At 67.4% G+C, this 15450-nt stretch carries 13 protein-coding genes; all 13 read right to left on the reverse strand.

The genetic code is table 11. From position 1 onward, the window contains the following. Positions 1-12: 12 nt before the first annotated feature. The 13 genes from ACSFA5_RS14010 to flgE all read right to left on the reverse strand — a co-directional run bounded on the left by ACSFA5_RS14010 (position 13) and on the right by flgE (position 15435). A complete protein-coding gene (locus tag ACSFA5_RS14010) occupies positions 13-1608 on the reverse strand; it encodes a methyl-accepting chemotaxis protein (RefSeq protein ID WP_435444638.1) in 1596 nt (531 codons plus the stop codon). 16 nt (positions 1609-1624) lie between these two features. Further along, positions 1625-3223, reverse strand: coding sequence for a methyl-accepting chemotaxis protein (locus ACSFA5_RS14015; protein WP_435444639.1), 1599 nt, complete (start codon positions 3221-3223; stop codon positions 1625-1627). 48 nt (positions 3224-3271) lie between these two features. Further along, the gene (locus tag ACSFA5_RS14020) at positions 3272-5365 is read right to left on the reverse strand and encodes a methyl-accepting chemotaxis protein (protein ID WP_435444640.1); all 2094 of its coding nucleotides are present in this window, start codon (positions 5363-5365) and stop codon (positions 3272-3274) included. 108 nt (positions 5366-5473) lie between these two features. Next, on the reverse strand, positions 5474-7216 hold the full coding sequence (locus tag ACSFA5_RS14025) for a methyl-accepting chemotaxis protein (RefSeq protein WP_435444641.1): 1743 nt from the start codon (positions 7214-7216) through the stop codon (positions 5474-5476). Positions 7217-7223: 7 nt separating this feature from the next. Continuing rightward, positions 7224-7505: a hypothetical protein gene (locus ACSFA5_RS14030; protein ID WP_435444642.1), complete on the reverse strand. Its 282-nt coding sequence runs from the start codon at positions 7503-7505 to the stop codon at positions 7224-7226. Positions 7506-7512: 7 nt separating this feature from the next. Beyond that, positions 7513-9078: a methyl-accepting chemotaxis protein gene (locus ACSFA5_RS14035; RefSeq protein ID WP_435444643.1), complete on the reverse strand. Its 1566-nt coding sequence runs from the start codon at positions 9076-9078 to the stop codon at positions 7513-7515. Between the two features lie 58 nt (positions 9079-9136). After that, positions 9137-9646 (reverse strand): chemotaxis protein CheW, encoded by a 510-nt coding sequence (locus ACSFA5_RS14040; protein ID WP_435444644.1) that lies wholly within the window; start codon positions 9644-9646, stop codon positions 9137-9139. A gap of 64 nt (positions 9647-9710) precedes the next feature. After that, entirely contained in the window at positions 9711-10712 is a 1002-nt protein-coding gene (flgJ, locus tag ACSFA5_RS14045) for a flagellar assembly peptidoglycan hydrolase FlgJ (RefSeq protein WP_435444645.1), read from the reverse strand. 10 nt (positions 10713-10722) lie between these two features. After that, on the reverse strand, positions 10723-11859 hold the full coding sequence (locus ACSFA5_RS14050) for a flagellar basal body P-ring protein FlgI (RefSeq protein ID WP_435444646.1): 1137 nt from the start codon (positions 11857-11859) through the stop codon (positions 10723-10725). A gap of 2 nt (positions 11860-11861) precedes the next feature. Further along, a complete protein-coding gene (locus ACSFA5_RS14055; protein WP_435444647.1) occupies positions 11862-12584 on the reverse strand; it encodes a flagellar basal body L-ring protein FlgH in 723 nt (240 codons plus the stop codon). Then, on the reverse strand, positions 12584-13366 hold the full coding sequence (gene flgG / locus ACSFA5_RS14060) for a flagellar basal-body rod protein FlgG (protein ID WP_435444648.1): 783 nt from the start codon (positions 13364-13366) through the stop codon (positions 12584-12586). The genes ACSFA5_RS14055 and flgG overlap by 1 nt, the downstream gene beginning before the upstream one ends. A gap of 70 nt (positions 13367-13436) precedes the next feature. Continuing rightward, the gene (gene flgF / locus ACSFA5_RS14065; RefSeq protein WP_435444649.1) at positions 13437-14183 is read right to left on the reverse strand and encodes a flagellar basal-body rod protein FlgF; all 747 of its coding nucleotides are present in this window, start codon (positions 14181-14183) and stop codon (positions 13437-13439) included. 37 nt (positions 14184-14220) lie between these two features. Continuing rightward, entirely contained in the window at positions 14221-15435 is a 1215-nt protein-coding gene (gene flgE / locus ACSFA5_RS14070) for a flagellar hook protein FlgE (protein WP_435444650.1), read from the reverse strand. Between the last annotated feature and the right edge of the window lie 15 nt (positions 15436-15450).

Raw genomic sequence — 15450 nt, forward strand, 5'->3', positions numbered from 1 at the left:
GTCTCTTCTTTGTCAGGTCAGGGCCAGTTGCGGGTTGCCGAGGCGGAACACGCCGACGACTTCCGAAAGGCTGCCCGCCTGCTCCTGCAGCGACTGGGCGGCGGCCGAAGCCTCTTCCACCAGCGCGGCGTTCTGTTGCGTGACCTGGTCCATCTGGCTGATGGCCTGGTTGATCTGTTCGATGCCCGATGTCTGCTCCTGGCTGGCCGAGGTGATCTCGCCCATGATGTCCGTCACCCGCTTCACGCTGCCCACGATCTCGTCCATGGTGCGGCCGGCCTCGGCCACCTGCTTGCTGCCTTCGGCGACCTTGTCGACCGAGTCGCCGATGAGCGTCTTGATTTCCTTCGCCGCCGCGGCCGAGCGTTGCGCCAGGCTGCGGACTTCCGAGGCCACCACTGCGAAGCCGCGGCCCTGTTCACCGGCACGCGCCGCTTCCACAGCCGCGTTCAGCGCCAGGATGTTGGTCTGGAACGCGATGCCATCGATCACGCCGATGATGTCGACGATCTTTTTCGACGACGCATTGATCGAGCCCATGGTGTCGACCACCTGCGACACGACATGGCCGCCCTTCACCGCCACTTCCGATGCCGAAACGGCCAGCTGGTTGGCCTGGCGCGCGTTGTCGGCGTTCTGCTTCACGGTGCTCGTGAGTTCTTCCATCGACGCCGCCGTCTCTTCCAGCGAACTGGCCTGCTGCTCGGTGCGCGACGACAGGTCCTGGTTGCCCGCAGCGATCTGGCCCGAGGCGGTGGCAATGGTGTCGCTGGACTCCTTGATCTTTCCGACGATCGAGGTCAGCTGCGCCTGCATCTGCTTGATGGAGTGCAGCAGGCTGCCGTCGCGCGCGGTGTCGGCGTCGACGGCCATCGACAGGTCGCCGGCGGCGATGCGGCTGACCACGTCGGCCGCATACACCGGCTCGCCGCCCAGCTGGCGGCTCAGCAGGCGCGCGACCAGCACGCCCAGGCCCACGCTCGCCGCAATGCCGGCCAGCGCCATCACCACCATCATCAGCCGCGATGTCCTGTAGGTTTCGCCGGCGTGCTCTGCACTGGCCCTGGCCAGGTCCTTGCTGTGCGCGACCATGCCCTTGAGCACTTCCTCCACGCCGCGCGATTCCTTCAGCAGGCGGGTGCTGTCCTCGGTCACCTGGTTGTCGAACTGCGAGCTGTCCAGCGGCTGCTTGAACACCAGCGCCACGAAGTCGGCCATGCGCTTGGTCAGCGGACCGACCAGGGCCTCGTACTGGCCGTAGAGCTTCTTGCCTTCGTCGGTCTCCTCGAAGAAGGGCTTCACCTCGCCGGCGCGCGCCGCCAGGCTTTCCATCGACGCCTTGAGTTCGGTCGCTCCGGTATTGCGCTCGCCGCGCGTGCCGGCGGACAGCAGCGTGACCTGCGCGCGGCTCGCGTACAGCAGGTGGATGTTGGCTTCCTGCACGGCCTGGAGCGCCTGCAGCTCATTCGCGTAGAGCCGCTGGGTCGCATCGCTGATGCGCCCCATGTGATAGATGCCGAGCGCGCTGACGGCCGCGCCGATGGCCGCGACCACGAGAAAGCTGAGGATCAGCCGGACGGTGACGCGGAGATTCTGGAACCATTGCATTTCTTTTTTTCCTTGTTTACGGAGCGAGTGCGGTGAACTGCGGGTGCTGCGCCGAGCCGGCCGCACGGCGGCCGTCAAGGCGGAACACGCCCACCACTTGCGACAGGTTCCCAGCCTGTTCCTGCATCGATTGCGCGGCGGCCGAGGCTTGCTCGACCAATGCGGCGTTCTGTTGCGTCGCCTGGTCCATCTGCGAAATGGCCTGGTTGATCTGCTCGATGCCCGAGGTCTGCTCCTGGCTCGCCGCCGTGATCTCGCCCATGATGTCCGTCACGCGGCGCACGCTGCTCACGATCTCGTCCATCGTGCGACCTGCTTCCGCCACCTGCTTGCTGCCCTCCTCGACCTTCTCCACCGAGTCGCCGATCAGCGTCTTGATTTCCTTGGCTGCTGCCGCCGAGCGTTGGGCCAGGCTGCGAACCTCGGAAGCCACGACTGCGAAACCGCGGCCTTGCTCGCCCGCACGCGCGGCTTCCACCGCGGCGTTCAGCGCCAGGATGTTGGTCTGGAACGCAATGCCGTCGATCACGCCGATGATGTCCACGATCTTTTTCGACGACGCATTGATCGAACCCATGGTGTCGACCACCTGCGAGACCACGTTGCCGCCCTTCACCGCCACTTCCGACGCCGACACGGCCAACTGGTTGGCCTGGCGCGCGTTGTCGGCGTTCTGCTTCACGGTGCTCGTGAGCTCTTCCATCGAGGCCGCCGTCTCTTCCAGCGAACTGGCCTGCTGCTCCGTGCGCGAAGAAAGATCCTGGTTGCCCGAGGCGATCTGGTTCGATGCGGTCGCGATCGTGTCCGTGCCCGTGCGCACTTCGCCCACCACCTTGGCCAGGCTGGCGTTCATCTCGCGCAGCGCATGCATCAGCTGGCCCGCCTCGTCGCGGCTGTCCACGCGGATGTCGGCGCTCAGGTCGCCGGCGGCCACCGTCTCGGCGACCGTCACCGCATGGCCCAGCGGGCGCACGATGCCCAGCGTCAGGCGCCAGGCGAACAACGCGCCCAGCACCAGCGCGATGGCGGCCAGCGACAGCAGCATGGTGCGGCCGCTCTTGAAGTCGGTGTCGATGCCCTGGGCCGCCGCGTCGATGTTCTCGCGCTGGTGGTTGGCCAGCGCCTCCACGGCGCCGCTGTAGACGGCCAGCGCCTCGGTGAACTTGGTGTCGACCAACGTGTTGGCGGCTTCCTGCTGACCGCTTTCCTTGAGCTTGTTGAGCACGCCGACCGCCTCGAGCACCAGGGCGCGCGACGCCGCCACCTTGGCGTAGAGCGCCTTCTCCTCGGGCGTGCTCAGCATCGATTCGAGCTTCTTCTGCACCGGACCGATGCGCGCGGAGCCCGCGGCCTGGATCTTGCCGAAGTAGCTGGCCATCTGCGGATCGGTGGTCTTGACCATGGCGAAATTGGCCACGGTGTTCGAGCGCAGGTTGGCGAGCCATTCGGTCGCGAGCCGCTCCTTGACCATCGCCTGCCCCACCATCTCGTCGGTGGCGTTGCCCACGTGGGTCAGGCGCAGCACACCCGTGCCTGCAATGAGCGCCATCAACAGCAGCATCGCCGTGAAGCCGAAGCCCAGGCGGGTGCCGATTTTCAGATCCTTCAAACTCACAGCTCTATTCCTTCCGTCACAGCGCGACAGGCCACCGCGGCAATGCCGTCATCCTGTTATCGGCACCGGGACGCCAGAGTTGAAGCCTTTATTCTCAAAAGGCGCAAAGATCGGCGTGGCGCGTGCCACGGCGGCGGAATGCGAGTGCACGGGCGCGTCTTCCAGCGTGAAGACGCTCACCGATTGCACGAGGCTGCCGGCCTGCTCCTGCAGCGACTGGGCGGCGGCCGAGGCCTCCTCCACCAGCGCGGCGTTCTGTTGCGTGACCTGGTCCATCTGGCTGATGGCCTGGTTGATCTGCTCGATGCCCGAGGTCTGCTCCTGGCTGGCCGAGGTGATCTCGCCCATGATGTCGGTCACCCGCTTCACGCTGCCCACGATCTCGTCCATGGTGCGGCCCGCTTCGGCCACCTGCTTGCTGCCCTGTTCGACCTTTTCGACCGAATCGCCGATCAGCGTCTTGATTTCCTTGGCCGCTGAGGCCGAGCGTTGCGCCAGGCTGCGAACTTCCGAGGCCACGACGGCGAAGCCACGGCCCTGTTCACCGGCACGTGCCGCTTCGACAGCCGCGTTCAAAGCCAGGATGTTGGTCTGGAACGCGATGCCGTCGATGACACCGATGATGTCCACGATCTTCTTCGACGACGCATTGATCGAGCCCATCGTGCCGACCACTTGCGACACGACGCTGCCGCCCTTCACCGCGACTTCGGACGCCGAAACGGCCAGCTGGTTGGCCTGGCGCGCGTTGTCTGCGTTCTGCTTCACGGTGCTCGTGAGTTCTTCCATCGAAGCCGCTGTCTCTTCCAGCGAGCTGGCCTGCTCTTCGGTGCGCGACGACAGGTCCTGGTTGCCTGCAGCAATCTGCCCCGACGCCGTGGCGATGGTCTCGGTGCCCGTGCGCACTTCGCCCACGATGCGCACCAGGCTGGCGCGCATGGTTTCCACGGCGCGGGTGATCACGCCGATCTCGTCGCGCCGCTGCGAGGCCAGCCGGCCCGACAGGTCGCCGCCGCCGATGGCCGCGACATGCGCGCTCAGCGCGCTGATGGGGCGCACCGTGCGCCGGATGAACGCCACCAGCCCGAAGCCCAGCACCAGCGCCGCGATCGCGATGCAGCCGCCCAGCCATGCCAGCTGGCGGCGCAGGCCGGCCATCACTTCGTCGGCCGACACCTCGGCCACCACCAGCCAGCCGGTGGCTTCGCTGCGGGCCACCGACGCATGGTGCGCACCCGCCGCGCCCGGGGCCAGCACCGCGGGTGCGTCGTCGATCCAGAAGGCATCGTCGCGCTTCAGGCGCTCCAGCCATGCATTGGCATCGCCCTTCAATACGTCCGACAGCGGCTTGCCGGCGGCGCTCGGGTGGAACGCCAGCGTGGGCTCGGGTGCCGCGCCTGGGGCACCCGCACCCGAAGGGTTGACGATGTACAGCCCGCCCTGCGTGTAGATGCGCGTGCCCTTCACCGCCTCGGCAAAGGCGGCCTGCTGCTGCGAGATGTCCAGCCCGATGTACAGCACCGCCACCACGCGGCCGGCCGCGTCGCGCACCGGCTCGTACACCGTGATGTAGGGGCGCCCGAAAAGCGTGGCCCGCCCGACGAAGCGCTTGCCTTCGCGCAGCAGCGCATAGGCCGCGCTCTTGCGGTCGAGCAGAGTGCCCACGGCACGCTCGCCGTTTTCTTTCTTCACCGAGGTCGTCACGCGGCGGAAGTCTTCGCCCTGCGCCACGAACACGGTGGCGTTGGCACCGGGGAAGTCGCTCGCGAAGCGGTCGACCTCGCTCGTGCTGGCCGCGTCGATGGGCGTGCCGTCGCTGGAAAGAGCGCCCGTGCCCGAGGCATCGAGCGCCAGCGTCGTTGCGAACTGGCGCCGGAACACGCCGAAGGCGTTGCCGGCGGTCGACTGCATGGTCTGGTCGAAGATGTCCAGCGACCGCGCGATGGCTTCGGCCTTCGCGTTGGCGTACTGGGCGGCGCCGCGCTGCTGCTGCTGCGACGCCATCGCGTAGAAGACGCACAAGATCAGCCCCGTGACCCCCAGGATCGCCACGCCGGCCCGCATGCTGAGCGTGCGCGCGAGCGACACGAAGGCGGGCGGTGGTGCGTGGCGTGGTTCCGCGCGGGGTGGATCGAGGCTCATCGGTGGGTCTTTCAGGTCAAGTCGACGGCCCCTGCCTGGCGGCCGGACGCCGCGGCATCGCCGTGTTCCTGTATCGGCATCCTGGCGCCAGACTTGAGGTCTTTCTTGTCAAAACTCGGTCCAGTCGCCCTTGGCGTCGCCGGCCATGGCCAGGCGCGGTGCCGAAACGGCCTTGCGATGCGCGGGCAGCGCCTTCACCGGTCCCTTGGGCGACGGGCGGGTGTTCGCCGACCCAGGCGCCACAGGCCGGATGGGGGTAATGCGCGTGAAACTCGCGCGCGCGGGCGAGCGCCGGGCCTCGTCACCGCCCAGCTTGAAGACACTCACGGCCTGCACCAGGCTGCCGGCCTGTTCCTGCAGCGACTGGGCGGCTGCCGAGGCCTCTTCCACCAGCGCGGCGTTCTGTTGCGTGACCTGGTCCATCTGGCTGATGGCCTGGTTGATCTGCTCGATGCCGGAGGTCTGCTCCTGGCTGGCGGCAGTGATTTCTCCCATGATGTCCGTCACACGGCGCACGCTGCCGACGATCTCGTCCATGGTGCGGCCCGCTTCGGCCACCTGCTTGCTACCCTCTTCGACCTTCTCGACCGAGTCGCCGATCAGCGTCTTGATTTCCTTGGCTGCCGCCGCCGAGCGCTGCGCCAGGCTGCGAACTTCCGAAGCCACGACGGCGAAGCCGCGGCCCTGTTCGCCGGCACGCGCAGCTTCCACCGCGGCGTTCAGTGCCAGGATGTTGGTCTGGAACGCAATGCCGTCGATCACGCCGATGATGTCGACGATCTTCTTGGACGATGCATTGATCGAGCCCATCGTGCCGACCACTTGCGAGACGACGCTGCCGCCCTTCACCGCCACTTCCGATGCCGACACGGCGAGTTGATTGGCCTGGCGCGCGTTGTCCGCGTTCTGCTTCACGGTGCTCGTGAGTTCTTCCATCGAAGCGGCCGTCTGCTCCAGCGAGCTCGCTTGCTCCTCGGTGCGTGAGGACAGGTCCTGGTTGCCCGCCGCAATCTGGCCCGACGCCGTGGCGATCGTGTCCGTGCCCGTACGCACTTCACCCACGATCTTCACGAGACTCTCGTTCATGGCCTTGAGCGCGGCCATCAGCCGGCCGGTTTCGTCCTTCGAATGCACGTCGATGCGCGAGCTGATGTCGCCCGCGGCCACCTTCTCGGCCACCTGCACGGCCTCGCCGATGGGGCGCGTGATGGTGCGCGTGATGAACCACGCGATGGCGGCGCCCGCCAAGATGGCCAGCGCGCCCAGCGACAGCATCAGGTTGCGCGCCCATGCGTAGCCGGCACCGGCTTCCTCGTTGGCCGCGCGGGACAACCGGCTCTCGTGTGCGTCCAGGTTGTCGAGTTCCGTGAGCACGGCCTTCACGGCCGGCTGGAACCTGGTGATGAACAGCATCGTCGCTTCGTCGTTCTTGTTCTGCAGCGCGAGCTCGGACAGGGCGGCGTTCAACGGCACGAGCACGGCCACCTTCTCGTCGATGCCGGCGAGCAGCGCCTTGCCCGCGGGCGTGACGAGCAGCTTGGACAGGCCTCCACGGGCTTCGGAGAAGCGGTCGCGCGCGCCGGTGATCTTCCTGGCCTCCTCGCGCATGGCCGCGTCTTCGCTCAGCAGGATCAGGTTGCTGTCGAGGATGGCGATGTCGCGGATCGCGTCCGCCATCGTGTTGACGTAGGCCACTTTCGCGTTGTTGCCGGTGACGATGCCGTTCAGCCGCGACTGGATGCTGGCCATCGAGTCGAGGCCGAGGCCGACCAGGCCGGCCAGCAGCAGGAGCACCGCGGCAAAGCCGAGGCCGAGGCGGGTGCCGATCTTGAGATTGAGGATGGAGTTCATGGTGGTGTCAGGAGTCGCTTGCTTTGAAATTCTTGAAAACGCGGTCCAGGCGCTGGGACACCAGTTCGGCGTCGCGCGACGAGCGGGCGATGGAACGTGTGACGCACCAGGCGACGAGCACGCCGGCCAGCAGCGCGCTCACGCCCAGCGCCACCATGGCGTGGCGCGCCCATTCGAGGCCGGCGCCGGCCTTGAAGCCGAGGCTGAGCACCGCGGCCAGCACGAACAACGACACGGCGAAACCGGCGCCCAGGCGAAGGGCGAGCTTGGGACTGAGACGGGTGCGCACGAATTTCTCAGGCCGTCCGCAAGGCGGGTTCGTCGGCGTCGAGCTTGAACGTGCTCACGGCCCGCATCAGGTCGTCGGCCTGTTCCTGCAGCGACTGGGCGGCGGCCGAGGCCTGCTCCACCAGCGCGGCGTTCTGCTGCGTGACCTGGTCCATCTGGCTGATGGCCTGGTTGATCTGCTCGATGCCCGAGGTCTGCTCCTGGCTGGCCGAAGTGATCTCGCCCATGATGTCGGTCACCCGCTTCACGCTGCCCACGATCTCGTCCATCGTGCGGCCGGCCTCGGCCACCTGCTTGCTGCCTTCGGCGACCTTGTCGACCGAGTCGCCGATGAGCGTCTTGATTTCCTTGGCGGCCGACGCCGAGCGCTGCGCGAGGTTGCGTACTTCGGCAGCGACCACGGCAAAGCCCTTGCCCTGCTCGCCCGCGCGTGCGGCTTCCACAGCCGCGTTCAACGCCAGGATGTTGGTCTGGAACGCGATGCCGTCGATCACGCCGATGATGTCCACGATCTTCTTCGACGACGCATTGATCGAGCCCATGGTGCCCACCACCTGCGAGACCACGTGGCCACCCTTCACGGCGACTTCCGACGCGGAAACCGCGAGCTGGTTGGCCTGTCGTGCGTTGTCGGCGTTCTGCTTCACGGTGCTCGTGAGTTCTTCCATCGAGGCCGCCGTTTCTTCCAGCGAACTGGCCTGCTGCTCGGTGCGCGACGACAGGTCCTGGTTGCCCGCCGCAATCTGGCGCGAAGCCACCGCGATGGAATCGGTCGAGGCCTTGATGCGCGTCACCAGGTCGGTGAGCGTGTCTTCCATCTCGCCCATGCCGCGCAGCAGCCGGCCGAAGTCGCCGCCGCGTTCGGTTTCGAAGTCCTTGCTCAGGTCGCCGGAGGCCACGGTCTCGGCAATCAGCAGCGCCTCGCCGATCGGGCCGACGATGCTGCGGGTGAGCACCCATGCGACCACCGTGCCCACCACCAGCGAGAACATGGTCAGCGTCAGCACGTAGATGCGGCCCGAACGGTATTGCGTGTCGATGTCGGCGGCGGTGGCGTCGATGTCCTGCTGCTGTTGGGCCACCATGGCGCGGATGCTCGCGTCGTAGGCGTCGAGCGCCGGCATCAACTGGGTGTCGGTCAACGTGGCGGCCTCGTCGGCGCGGCCGTCGGCCTTGAGCTTGAGGACGCGGTTGCGCAGCTCGACGTAGTCGCCGCGCTTCTTCTTGATGTCGGCGCTCAGCGCCAGCTCGGCCGGCGTCTCGAGCATGTCCTCGAGCTTTTTTTGCGTCTCGCTGATGACGGCGCTGGTGGCGGTGATGTTCTTCTGCAGGTACGCCTGCACGGCCGGGTCGTTGCTCTTGAGCAGCGAGAAGGTGCGAACGCTGTTGGTGCTGGTGCCCAGTTGCCAGGCAGCGGCCAGGCGCTCCTTGGCCAGCGAGCGCTTCGCCATCGACTCCGTGGCCTCGCCCACACTTTGCAGGCGCAGCACGGCGATGCCCGAGGTGATGAGCGTCAGCGCCAGCACCAGTGCGAATCCGGCGCCCATGCGCCGTCCGATCTTCCAGTTTTTCATGTGTTGCTCCTCCCAGGCCCTTGCGTGGCTGTCGTTGTCGTTGTGTCTTGTTGCGCTGTCAGGCGGCGATCTTCTCGACCAGGCCCATCTCGTCGCTGGACATGAGCCGGTCGATGTCCACCAGGATCAGCATCCGCTCGTCCAGCGTGCCCAGCCCGATCAGGTAGTCCGCGTCCAGCACCGAGCCCATCTCCGGCGCAGGCTTGATCTGATCGCCCGTGAGCGTGATCACGTCCGACACGCTGTCCACCACCATCCCCACCACCCGGCCACCGATGTTCAGCACGATCACCACCGTGAACTGGTCGTACGTCGGGTCTCCCAGCTTGAACTTGATCCGCATGTCGATGATCGGAACAATGATCCCGCGCAGGTTCACCACCCCCTTGATGTAGTCCGGTGCATTGGCAATGCGCGTCACCGCGTCGTACCCGCGCAGCTCCTGCACCTTCTGGATGTCGATGCCGTATTCCTCTTCGCCCAGCTTGAAGGTCACGACCTCCAGCCGCGCGGCGTCGATGTGCTGCGACTGCTGCTGTTTGTGGGCGATGCCCGCGATCTCTGTCATGGAATTTCTCGGTAGGGTGTGACCCGCCATGAAGCCGCGGGCGTGGGGTCGGGCCGCGGGCGGCTCAACCGAACTTCTGCATGATGCGAACCAGCTTCTCGCCGTACTTCGGATCGGTGGCGTAGCCCGCGCGCTGCAGGCCGTGCGCCGCCGCAGCCGGGTCGTCGGTGGCCAGCACGTTGGCGTAGCGCGGGTTGCGCGTGATGAACTGCGCGTAGTCGGTGAAGGCCTCTTCGTACGAGCCGTACGCCCTGAACTTGGCGCGCACCTTCTGCGGTTCGCCGTCGACGTACTCGGTGGTGGTGGTTTCCACCGTGGCGCCCTTCCAGCTCTTGTCGGCCTTGATGCCGAACAGGTTGAAGCTCTGCGTGCCGTCGTCGGCGCGAATCTCGCGCTTGCCCCAGCCCGACTCCAGCGCAGCCTGCGCCAGGATCAGCGGCGCGGGCACGCCGCTGGCCGTGCTGGCCGCCTGCGCGGACGGGCCCATGCGGCCCACGAACTCGTCGACCTGGCCTTGCAGCGACGCATTCGCGCCGTTCGCGCGGCGGTCGCTGTTGAACTGGTACACGCTCAGGTCGGCCGGTGTCGCCACGCGGCTGCTGGGCGCCGAGCCGAGCGGAATGCCCGCGTTCGGCGCATAGGGGAAACCGCCGCGCGGCTCCAGCGACATGGGCTTGGTGCCGATGGCCGCGTCGGCCTCGAAATCGACAGGGCCCGAGGGCAGCTGGCGGCGCAGCTGCGCGAGCATCGACTCGGCCAGCCCCACGCCGCGCCCCGAAAGGTTCTGCGTGAGCTGCTGGTCGAACATCGACAGGTAGACCTTCTGGTCCTGGCTGTCGAGCAGGCCGCTGGAGGGCGTGGCCTCGCGCATGCTCTTGAGCACCATGTTCATGAACAGCGCCTCGAACTGCCGCGAGACCTGCTTCAGGCCTTCTTCCGGCGAAGTGCGCACGGTGTGGCGCAGGGCGTCGACGCCCTGCACGTCGAGCGCGAAGCGCTGGTCGAGCGCGCCGGTGCGGCTGGCCGCGTCGGCGCCGCTCCAGGCGCTGGAGGTGGATACCGTCATCGCATCGTCCTCAGATGATCTCGAGCTCGGCGCTCAGGGCGCCGGCCGACTTCATGGCCTGCAGGATCGACACCAAATCTTGCGGGTTGGCGCCCAGGGCGTTCAGGCCCTTCACCACGTCCGCCAGCGAGGCACCGCCGCGCACCATCTGGATCGCGCCGCCGCCCTGGTTCACTGAAATCTGCGAGGTCTGCGCCACCACCGTGCTGCCGCCCGAAAGCGCGCCCGGCTGGCTGATGACCGGCTCGGTGTTGATCACCACCGACAGGCTGCCGTGCGCGATGGCGCAGTCGCGCACGCGAACCGCCTGGTTCATGACCACCGACCCGGTGCGTGCGTTGACCACCACGCGGGCCGCGGCTTGCGTGGGCGTGACCTCCAGGTCTTCCAGCTTCGCGAGAAAGCCCACGCGCTGCTGCGGCTCGGGCGCCCGCACACGAATGGCGCGGGCGTCGATGGCCTCGGCCGTGCCCGGACCGAACTGCCGGTTGATGGCGTCCACCGCGCGCTGCGTGGTGCCGAAGTCGGAGCGGTTGAGCTCGATGGCGAAGGTGCCTTCGGCGCCCACGGGTGCTTCCACCGTGCGCTCCACCAGCGCGCCGGCCGGAATGCGGCCCGAGCTCAGCTGGTTGATCTGCACTTTGCTGCCGTTGGCCGCGGCGCCGGCGCCGCCGATCACCATGTTGCCCTGCGCCACCGCATAGGTCGCGCCGTCCACGCCCTTGAGCGGCGTCATCAGCAGCGTGCCGCCGCGCAGGCTCTTGGCGTTGCCCATGGAGGACACGGTGACGTCGATGTTCTGACCCGGCCGCGCGAACGAAGGCAGCGTGGCCGTGACCATCACCGCCGCCACGTTCTTCAGCTGCATGTTCACGCCCTGCGGGATCGTGATGCCCAGCTGCTGCAGCATGTTGTTCAGGCTCTGCGTGGTGAACGGCGTCTGCATGGTCTGGTCGCCCGTGCCGTCCAGGCCCACCATCAGGCCGTAGCCGATCAGCGGGTTGTCGCGCACGCCCTGGATGCTGGCCAGCTCCTTGAGCCGCTCCGCATGCACGGGCGCGATGAACAAGGCAGCAGCCAGGCCGAGCAAGGCGATGCGCCAGCGGGCCGAAATATTCGCGGGATGCCGCGCAAGGAAGTAGGTCATTTTTAGAAGGGCATCACGTTGAGGAAGATGCGCTGCATCCAGCCCATCGTTTGCGCCTCGTCGATGTAGCCCTTGGCCGAGTACTCGATGCGCGCATCGGCCACCAGCGTGGAGGGCACGGTGTTGTTGCCCGACACGGTGCGCGGGTTCACCACGCCGGAGAAGCGGATGTACTCCGTGCCCTGGTTGATGCCCATCTGCTTCTCGCCGCTCACGAGCAGGTTGCCGTTGCCCATCACGTCCGTCACCGTGACCGTGATCACGCCGTTGAAGGTGTTGTTGGCATTGGCCCCGCCCTTGGCGTTGAGCGTGTTGGCGCCGCTGAGCTTGGCGTCCTGCCCGTCGAGCAGGCCGCCGATGAGCTTGGGAATGGCCGCGAACACGCTCGAGGTGCTGCCCGTGCGGCTGGCGTTGGCGCCCGAATTCTTGGTGGCATTGACCTTCTCGCTGATGAGAATGGTCAGGATGTCGCCGATGTTGCGCGGACGGCGGTCCTCGAACAGCGCGTTGGCGCCGGGGCCGTCCTGGAAGATGGCGCCGGGGGTGCGGCGCGGCTGCAGGGCCGCGTAGTTGTCGGCGCGCGCCGTCATCGGCTGGTGCACCAGCGGCTCGCGCGGCAGTTGCGCGCAGCCGGCGGCCAGCGCGGCGAGGGCCGCGAGCAGCACGGCGCGACACCACGCACCGCCGCTGCGACCGCCCCCATGAAGAAGACGCACGCCGCGCATCACATCTGCGCCAGGCGCTGCAGCATCTGGTCGGAGGTCTGCACGGCCTTGCTGTTGATTTCGTACGAGCGCTGTGTGGCGATCATGTTGACCAGCTCTTCCACCACGTTGACGTTCGACGCTTCCACATAGCCCTGGCTCAGCGTGCCCGCGCCGTCGACGCCGGGGTTCACCTGGTTGGGCGCGCCCGAGGCGTCGGTTTCGGCGTACAGGTTCTCGCCCTTGCTTTCCAGGCCGGTGGGGTTCATGAAGGTCGCGAGCTGGAGCTGGCCGACCTGCACGGTGTTGGTGCTGCCCGCCTGCACGACCGAGACGATGCCGTCGCGGCCCACGGTGATGCTGGTGGCGGTGGCCGGAATGGTGATGGCGGGTTGCACCGGAAAGCCGCTGGCCGTGACGAGCTGGCCGTCGCGGTCTTTCTGGAACGAACCGTCGCGCGTGTACGAGGTGGTGCCGTCGGGCATCAGCACCTGGAAGAAGCCGCCGCCGTTGATGGCCACGTCGGTGGGCTTGTCGGTCTTGGTGAGGTTGCCTTGCGAGTGGATGCGCTCGGTGGCGACCACGTGCACGCCGGTACCGACCTGCAGGCCCGAAGGCAGGCGGGTCTGGTCGGACGACTGGCCGCCGCTCTGGCGCAGGTTTTGATAGACCAGGTCTTCGAACACGGCGCGGCTGCGCTTGAAGCCGGTGGTGCCGACGTTGGCCAGGTTGTTGGAGACCACGTCGAGCTGCGTCTGCTGCGCGTCGAGGCCGGTCTTGGCGATGTAGAGGGAGCGAATCATTTTCTGGGAGTCCTGCGTGTGTGGCGGGGCGGGTGGCGGCTGGTGCGAAAGCGTGGGCGCGGGCTGCGGATCAGCCGTACGACAGCAGCTTGTTGGCCGACTGCGCGTTGATGTCGGCGCTTTGCAGCGACTTCATCTGCATCTCGAAGCTGCGCGCGTTGGCGATCATGGCCACCATGGCCTCGACCGGGTTGACGTTGCTGCCTTCGATGGCGCCGCTGACCAGCGTGACGGCCTCGTCGGCCTGCGCCGGCTGCTGGCCCGCGCGCATGCGAAAGAGACCGTCGTCGCCGCGCTCGAGGTCGGCGTTCGGCGGGTTCACCAGCTTCAGGCGGCCCACCTCGGCAATGCCGGTGAGGGTGCCCGAGGCCGGGTCGCGCGCGGCCACCAGCCCGTTGGAGGCGATGGTCAGCGCGGAGCCGGGCGGCACGGTCATCGCGCCGTTGTCGCCCATCACCGGGCGCCCGCCCATGGTGGTGAGCTGGCCGTCGGCGCCGATCTGCAGGTTGCCCACACGCGTGTAGGCCTCGCCGCCGTCGGGCGTCTGCACCACCAGCCAGCCGGGGCCGCTCACGGCCACGTCGAGCGGGCGGCCGGTCTCTGTGAGCGGGCCGTGGGAAAAGTCGGCGCCGGGCGTGGTGGCGGCGACGAAGGCGCGCGTGGGCGCTTCGGCGCCGACCACCGGCACTGCGCGGAAGCTGGCAATCTGCGCACGGAAGCCCGGCGTCGAGACGTTCGCCATGTTGTTGGCGACCGAGGCCTGCTGTTCCATGATTTGCTTGGCGCCGCTCATGGCGACATACAACATGCGATCCACTGGGTGTTCCTGGTGTGAGACGGTGAGGGTCGGCGCGTCAGCGGATGTTCATCAGCGTCTGCATGACCTGGTCCTGCGTCTTCACGGTCTGCGCATTGGCCTGGTAGTTGCGCTGCGCGACGATCAGGTTGACCAGCTCGGACGTGAGGTCGACGTTGGACGACTCCAGCGCGCCGGACTGCAGCGCGCCGAGCTTGGTGCCCTCGCCCGGCGTGCCGGTGAGCGCGGAGCCCGAGGCGGCCGTCTCGGCCCACACGTTGTCGCCCTTGGGCTCCAGCCCGTTGGGGTTGGAGAACGACGACAGCACGATCTGGCCCAGCAGCTTGGTCTGCTCGTTGGAGAACTTGCCCGTGAGGGTGCCGTCGGCGTTGATAGAGAACGAGGTGAGCTCGCCCGAACGGTAGCCGTCCTGGCTGAGCTTGCTCATGGCGTTGACCGCGCCGAACTGCGTGGTGCCCGACAGGTCGACCTTGGCCGTGAGCGCAGCGGAGCCGTTGGCGAAGTTGAGCGGGCCGATGTTCACCGAACCGCCGACGGGCGCGGTCATGACGCCCTTGGTGTCGAAGGTCATGCCGGTGAGGATGGGGCCGGTGCCGATGGCCGCGCCGTCGGAGGAGCCGTACACGTCCCAGGTGTTGGCGGCGGTCTTCACGAAGTACACGGCCACGTCGTGCGGATTGCCCAGCGAGTCGTAGATGGGGCCGACGGCGTTGGAGTAGTTGAAGGTGTCGGAGTCGGCCGCGTTGAACGGCGTCTTCGTGGGGGCGGCGAGGCGCGCGTCGATGTTGAACTCGGCCTTGATGTTGCTGGTCGGGTTGGGCGTCATGGCCGCGGTCGGGATCTGGATGGCCGTGGGCGTGCCGCCGCTGATGCCGCCGCTGGCGTTCACGCCGTAGCCCGTGAGCCGCAGGCCCTGGGCGTTGGTGATGAAGCCGTCCTTGTCCTTGGTGAACTGGCCGTTGCGCGAGTACATGATTTCGCCGCTGGCGCTGGCCAGGCGGAAGAAGCCTTCACCGTTCAGGATGGCCACGTCCAGCGGGCGGCTGCTCGACTGCGTGGTGCCTTGCGTGAAGTTCTGCGACACGCCCGACACCGAGGCGCCCAGGCCGACGCGCGAGCCCGCGTACACGTCCTGGAAGGTGGCGGCGGCCGACTTGAAGCCGACGGTGCCCGAGTTGGCAATGTTGTTGCCGATGACGTCGAGGTTGGCCGCGGCCACGCCGAGTCCGCTGATGCCCTGGGAAAAAGCCATGATGGTTCCTTAATT

This window comes from Variovorax monticola, assembly GCF_051216855.1.
Taxonomy (GTDB): domain Bacteria; phylum Pseudomonadota; class Gammaproteobacteria; order Burkholderiales; family Burkholderiaceae_C; genus Variovorax.

What these genes read in the sequence shown, in the direction of transcription:
- ACSFA5_RS14010 (WP_435444638.1), bottom strand. Translation starts at nt 1,608, where the DNA reads ATGCAATGGTTCCAGAATCTCCGCGTCACCGTCCGGCTGATCCTCAGC.
- ACSFA5_RS14020 (WP_435444640.1), bottom strand. Translation starts at nt 5,365, where the DNA reads ATGAGCCTCGATCCACCCCGCGCGGAACCACGCCACGCACCACCGCCC.
- ACSFA5_RS14025 (WP_435444641.1), bottom strand. Translation starts at nt 7,216, where the DNA reads ATGAACTCCATCCTCAATCTCAAGATCGGCACCCGCCTCGGCCTCGGC.
- ACSFA5_RS14035 (WP_435444643.1), bottom strand. Translation starts at nt 9,078, where the DNA reads ATGAAAAACTGGAAGATCGGACGGCGCATGGGCGCCGGATTCGCACTG.
- ACSFA5_RS14040 (WP_435444644.1), bottom strand. Translation starts at nt 9,646, where the DNA reads ATGACAGAGATCGCGGGCATCGCCCACAAACAGCAGCAGTCGCAGCAC.
- flgJ (WP_435444645.1), bottom strand. Translation starts at nt 10,712, where the DNA reads ATGACGGTATCCACCTCCAGCGCCTGGAGCGGCGCCGACGCGGCCAGC.
- ACSFA5_RS14050 (WP_435444646.1), bottom strand. Translation starts at nt 11,859, where the DNA reads ATGACCTACTTCCTTGCGCGGCATCCCGCGAATATTTCGGCCCGCTGG.
- ACSFA5_RS14055 (WP_435444647.1), bottom strand. Translation starts at nt 12,584, where the DNA reads ATGCGCGGCGTGCGTCTTCTTCATGGGGGCGGTCGCAGCGGCGGTGCG.
- flgG (WP_435444648.1), bottom strand. Translation starts at nt 13,366, where the DNA reads ATGATTCGCTCCCTCTACATCGCCAAGACCGGCCTCGACGCGCAGCAG.
- flgE (WP_435444650.1), bottom strand. Translation starts at nt 15,435, where the DNA reads ATGGCTTTTTCCCAGGGCATCAGCGGACTCGGCGTGGCCGCGGCCAAC.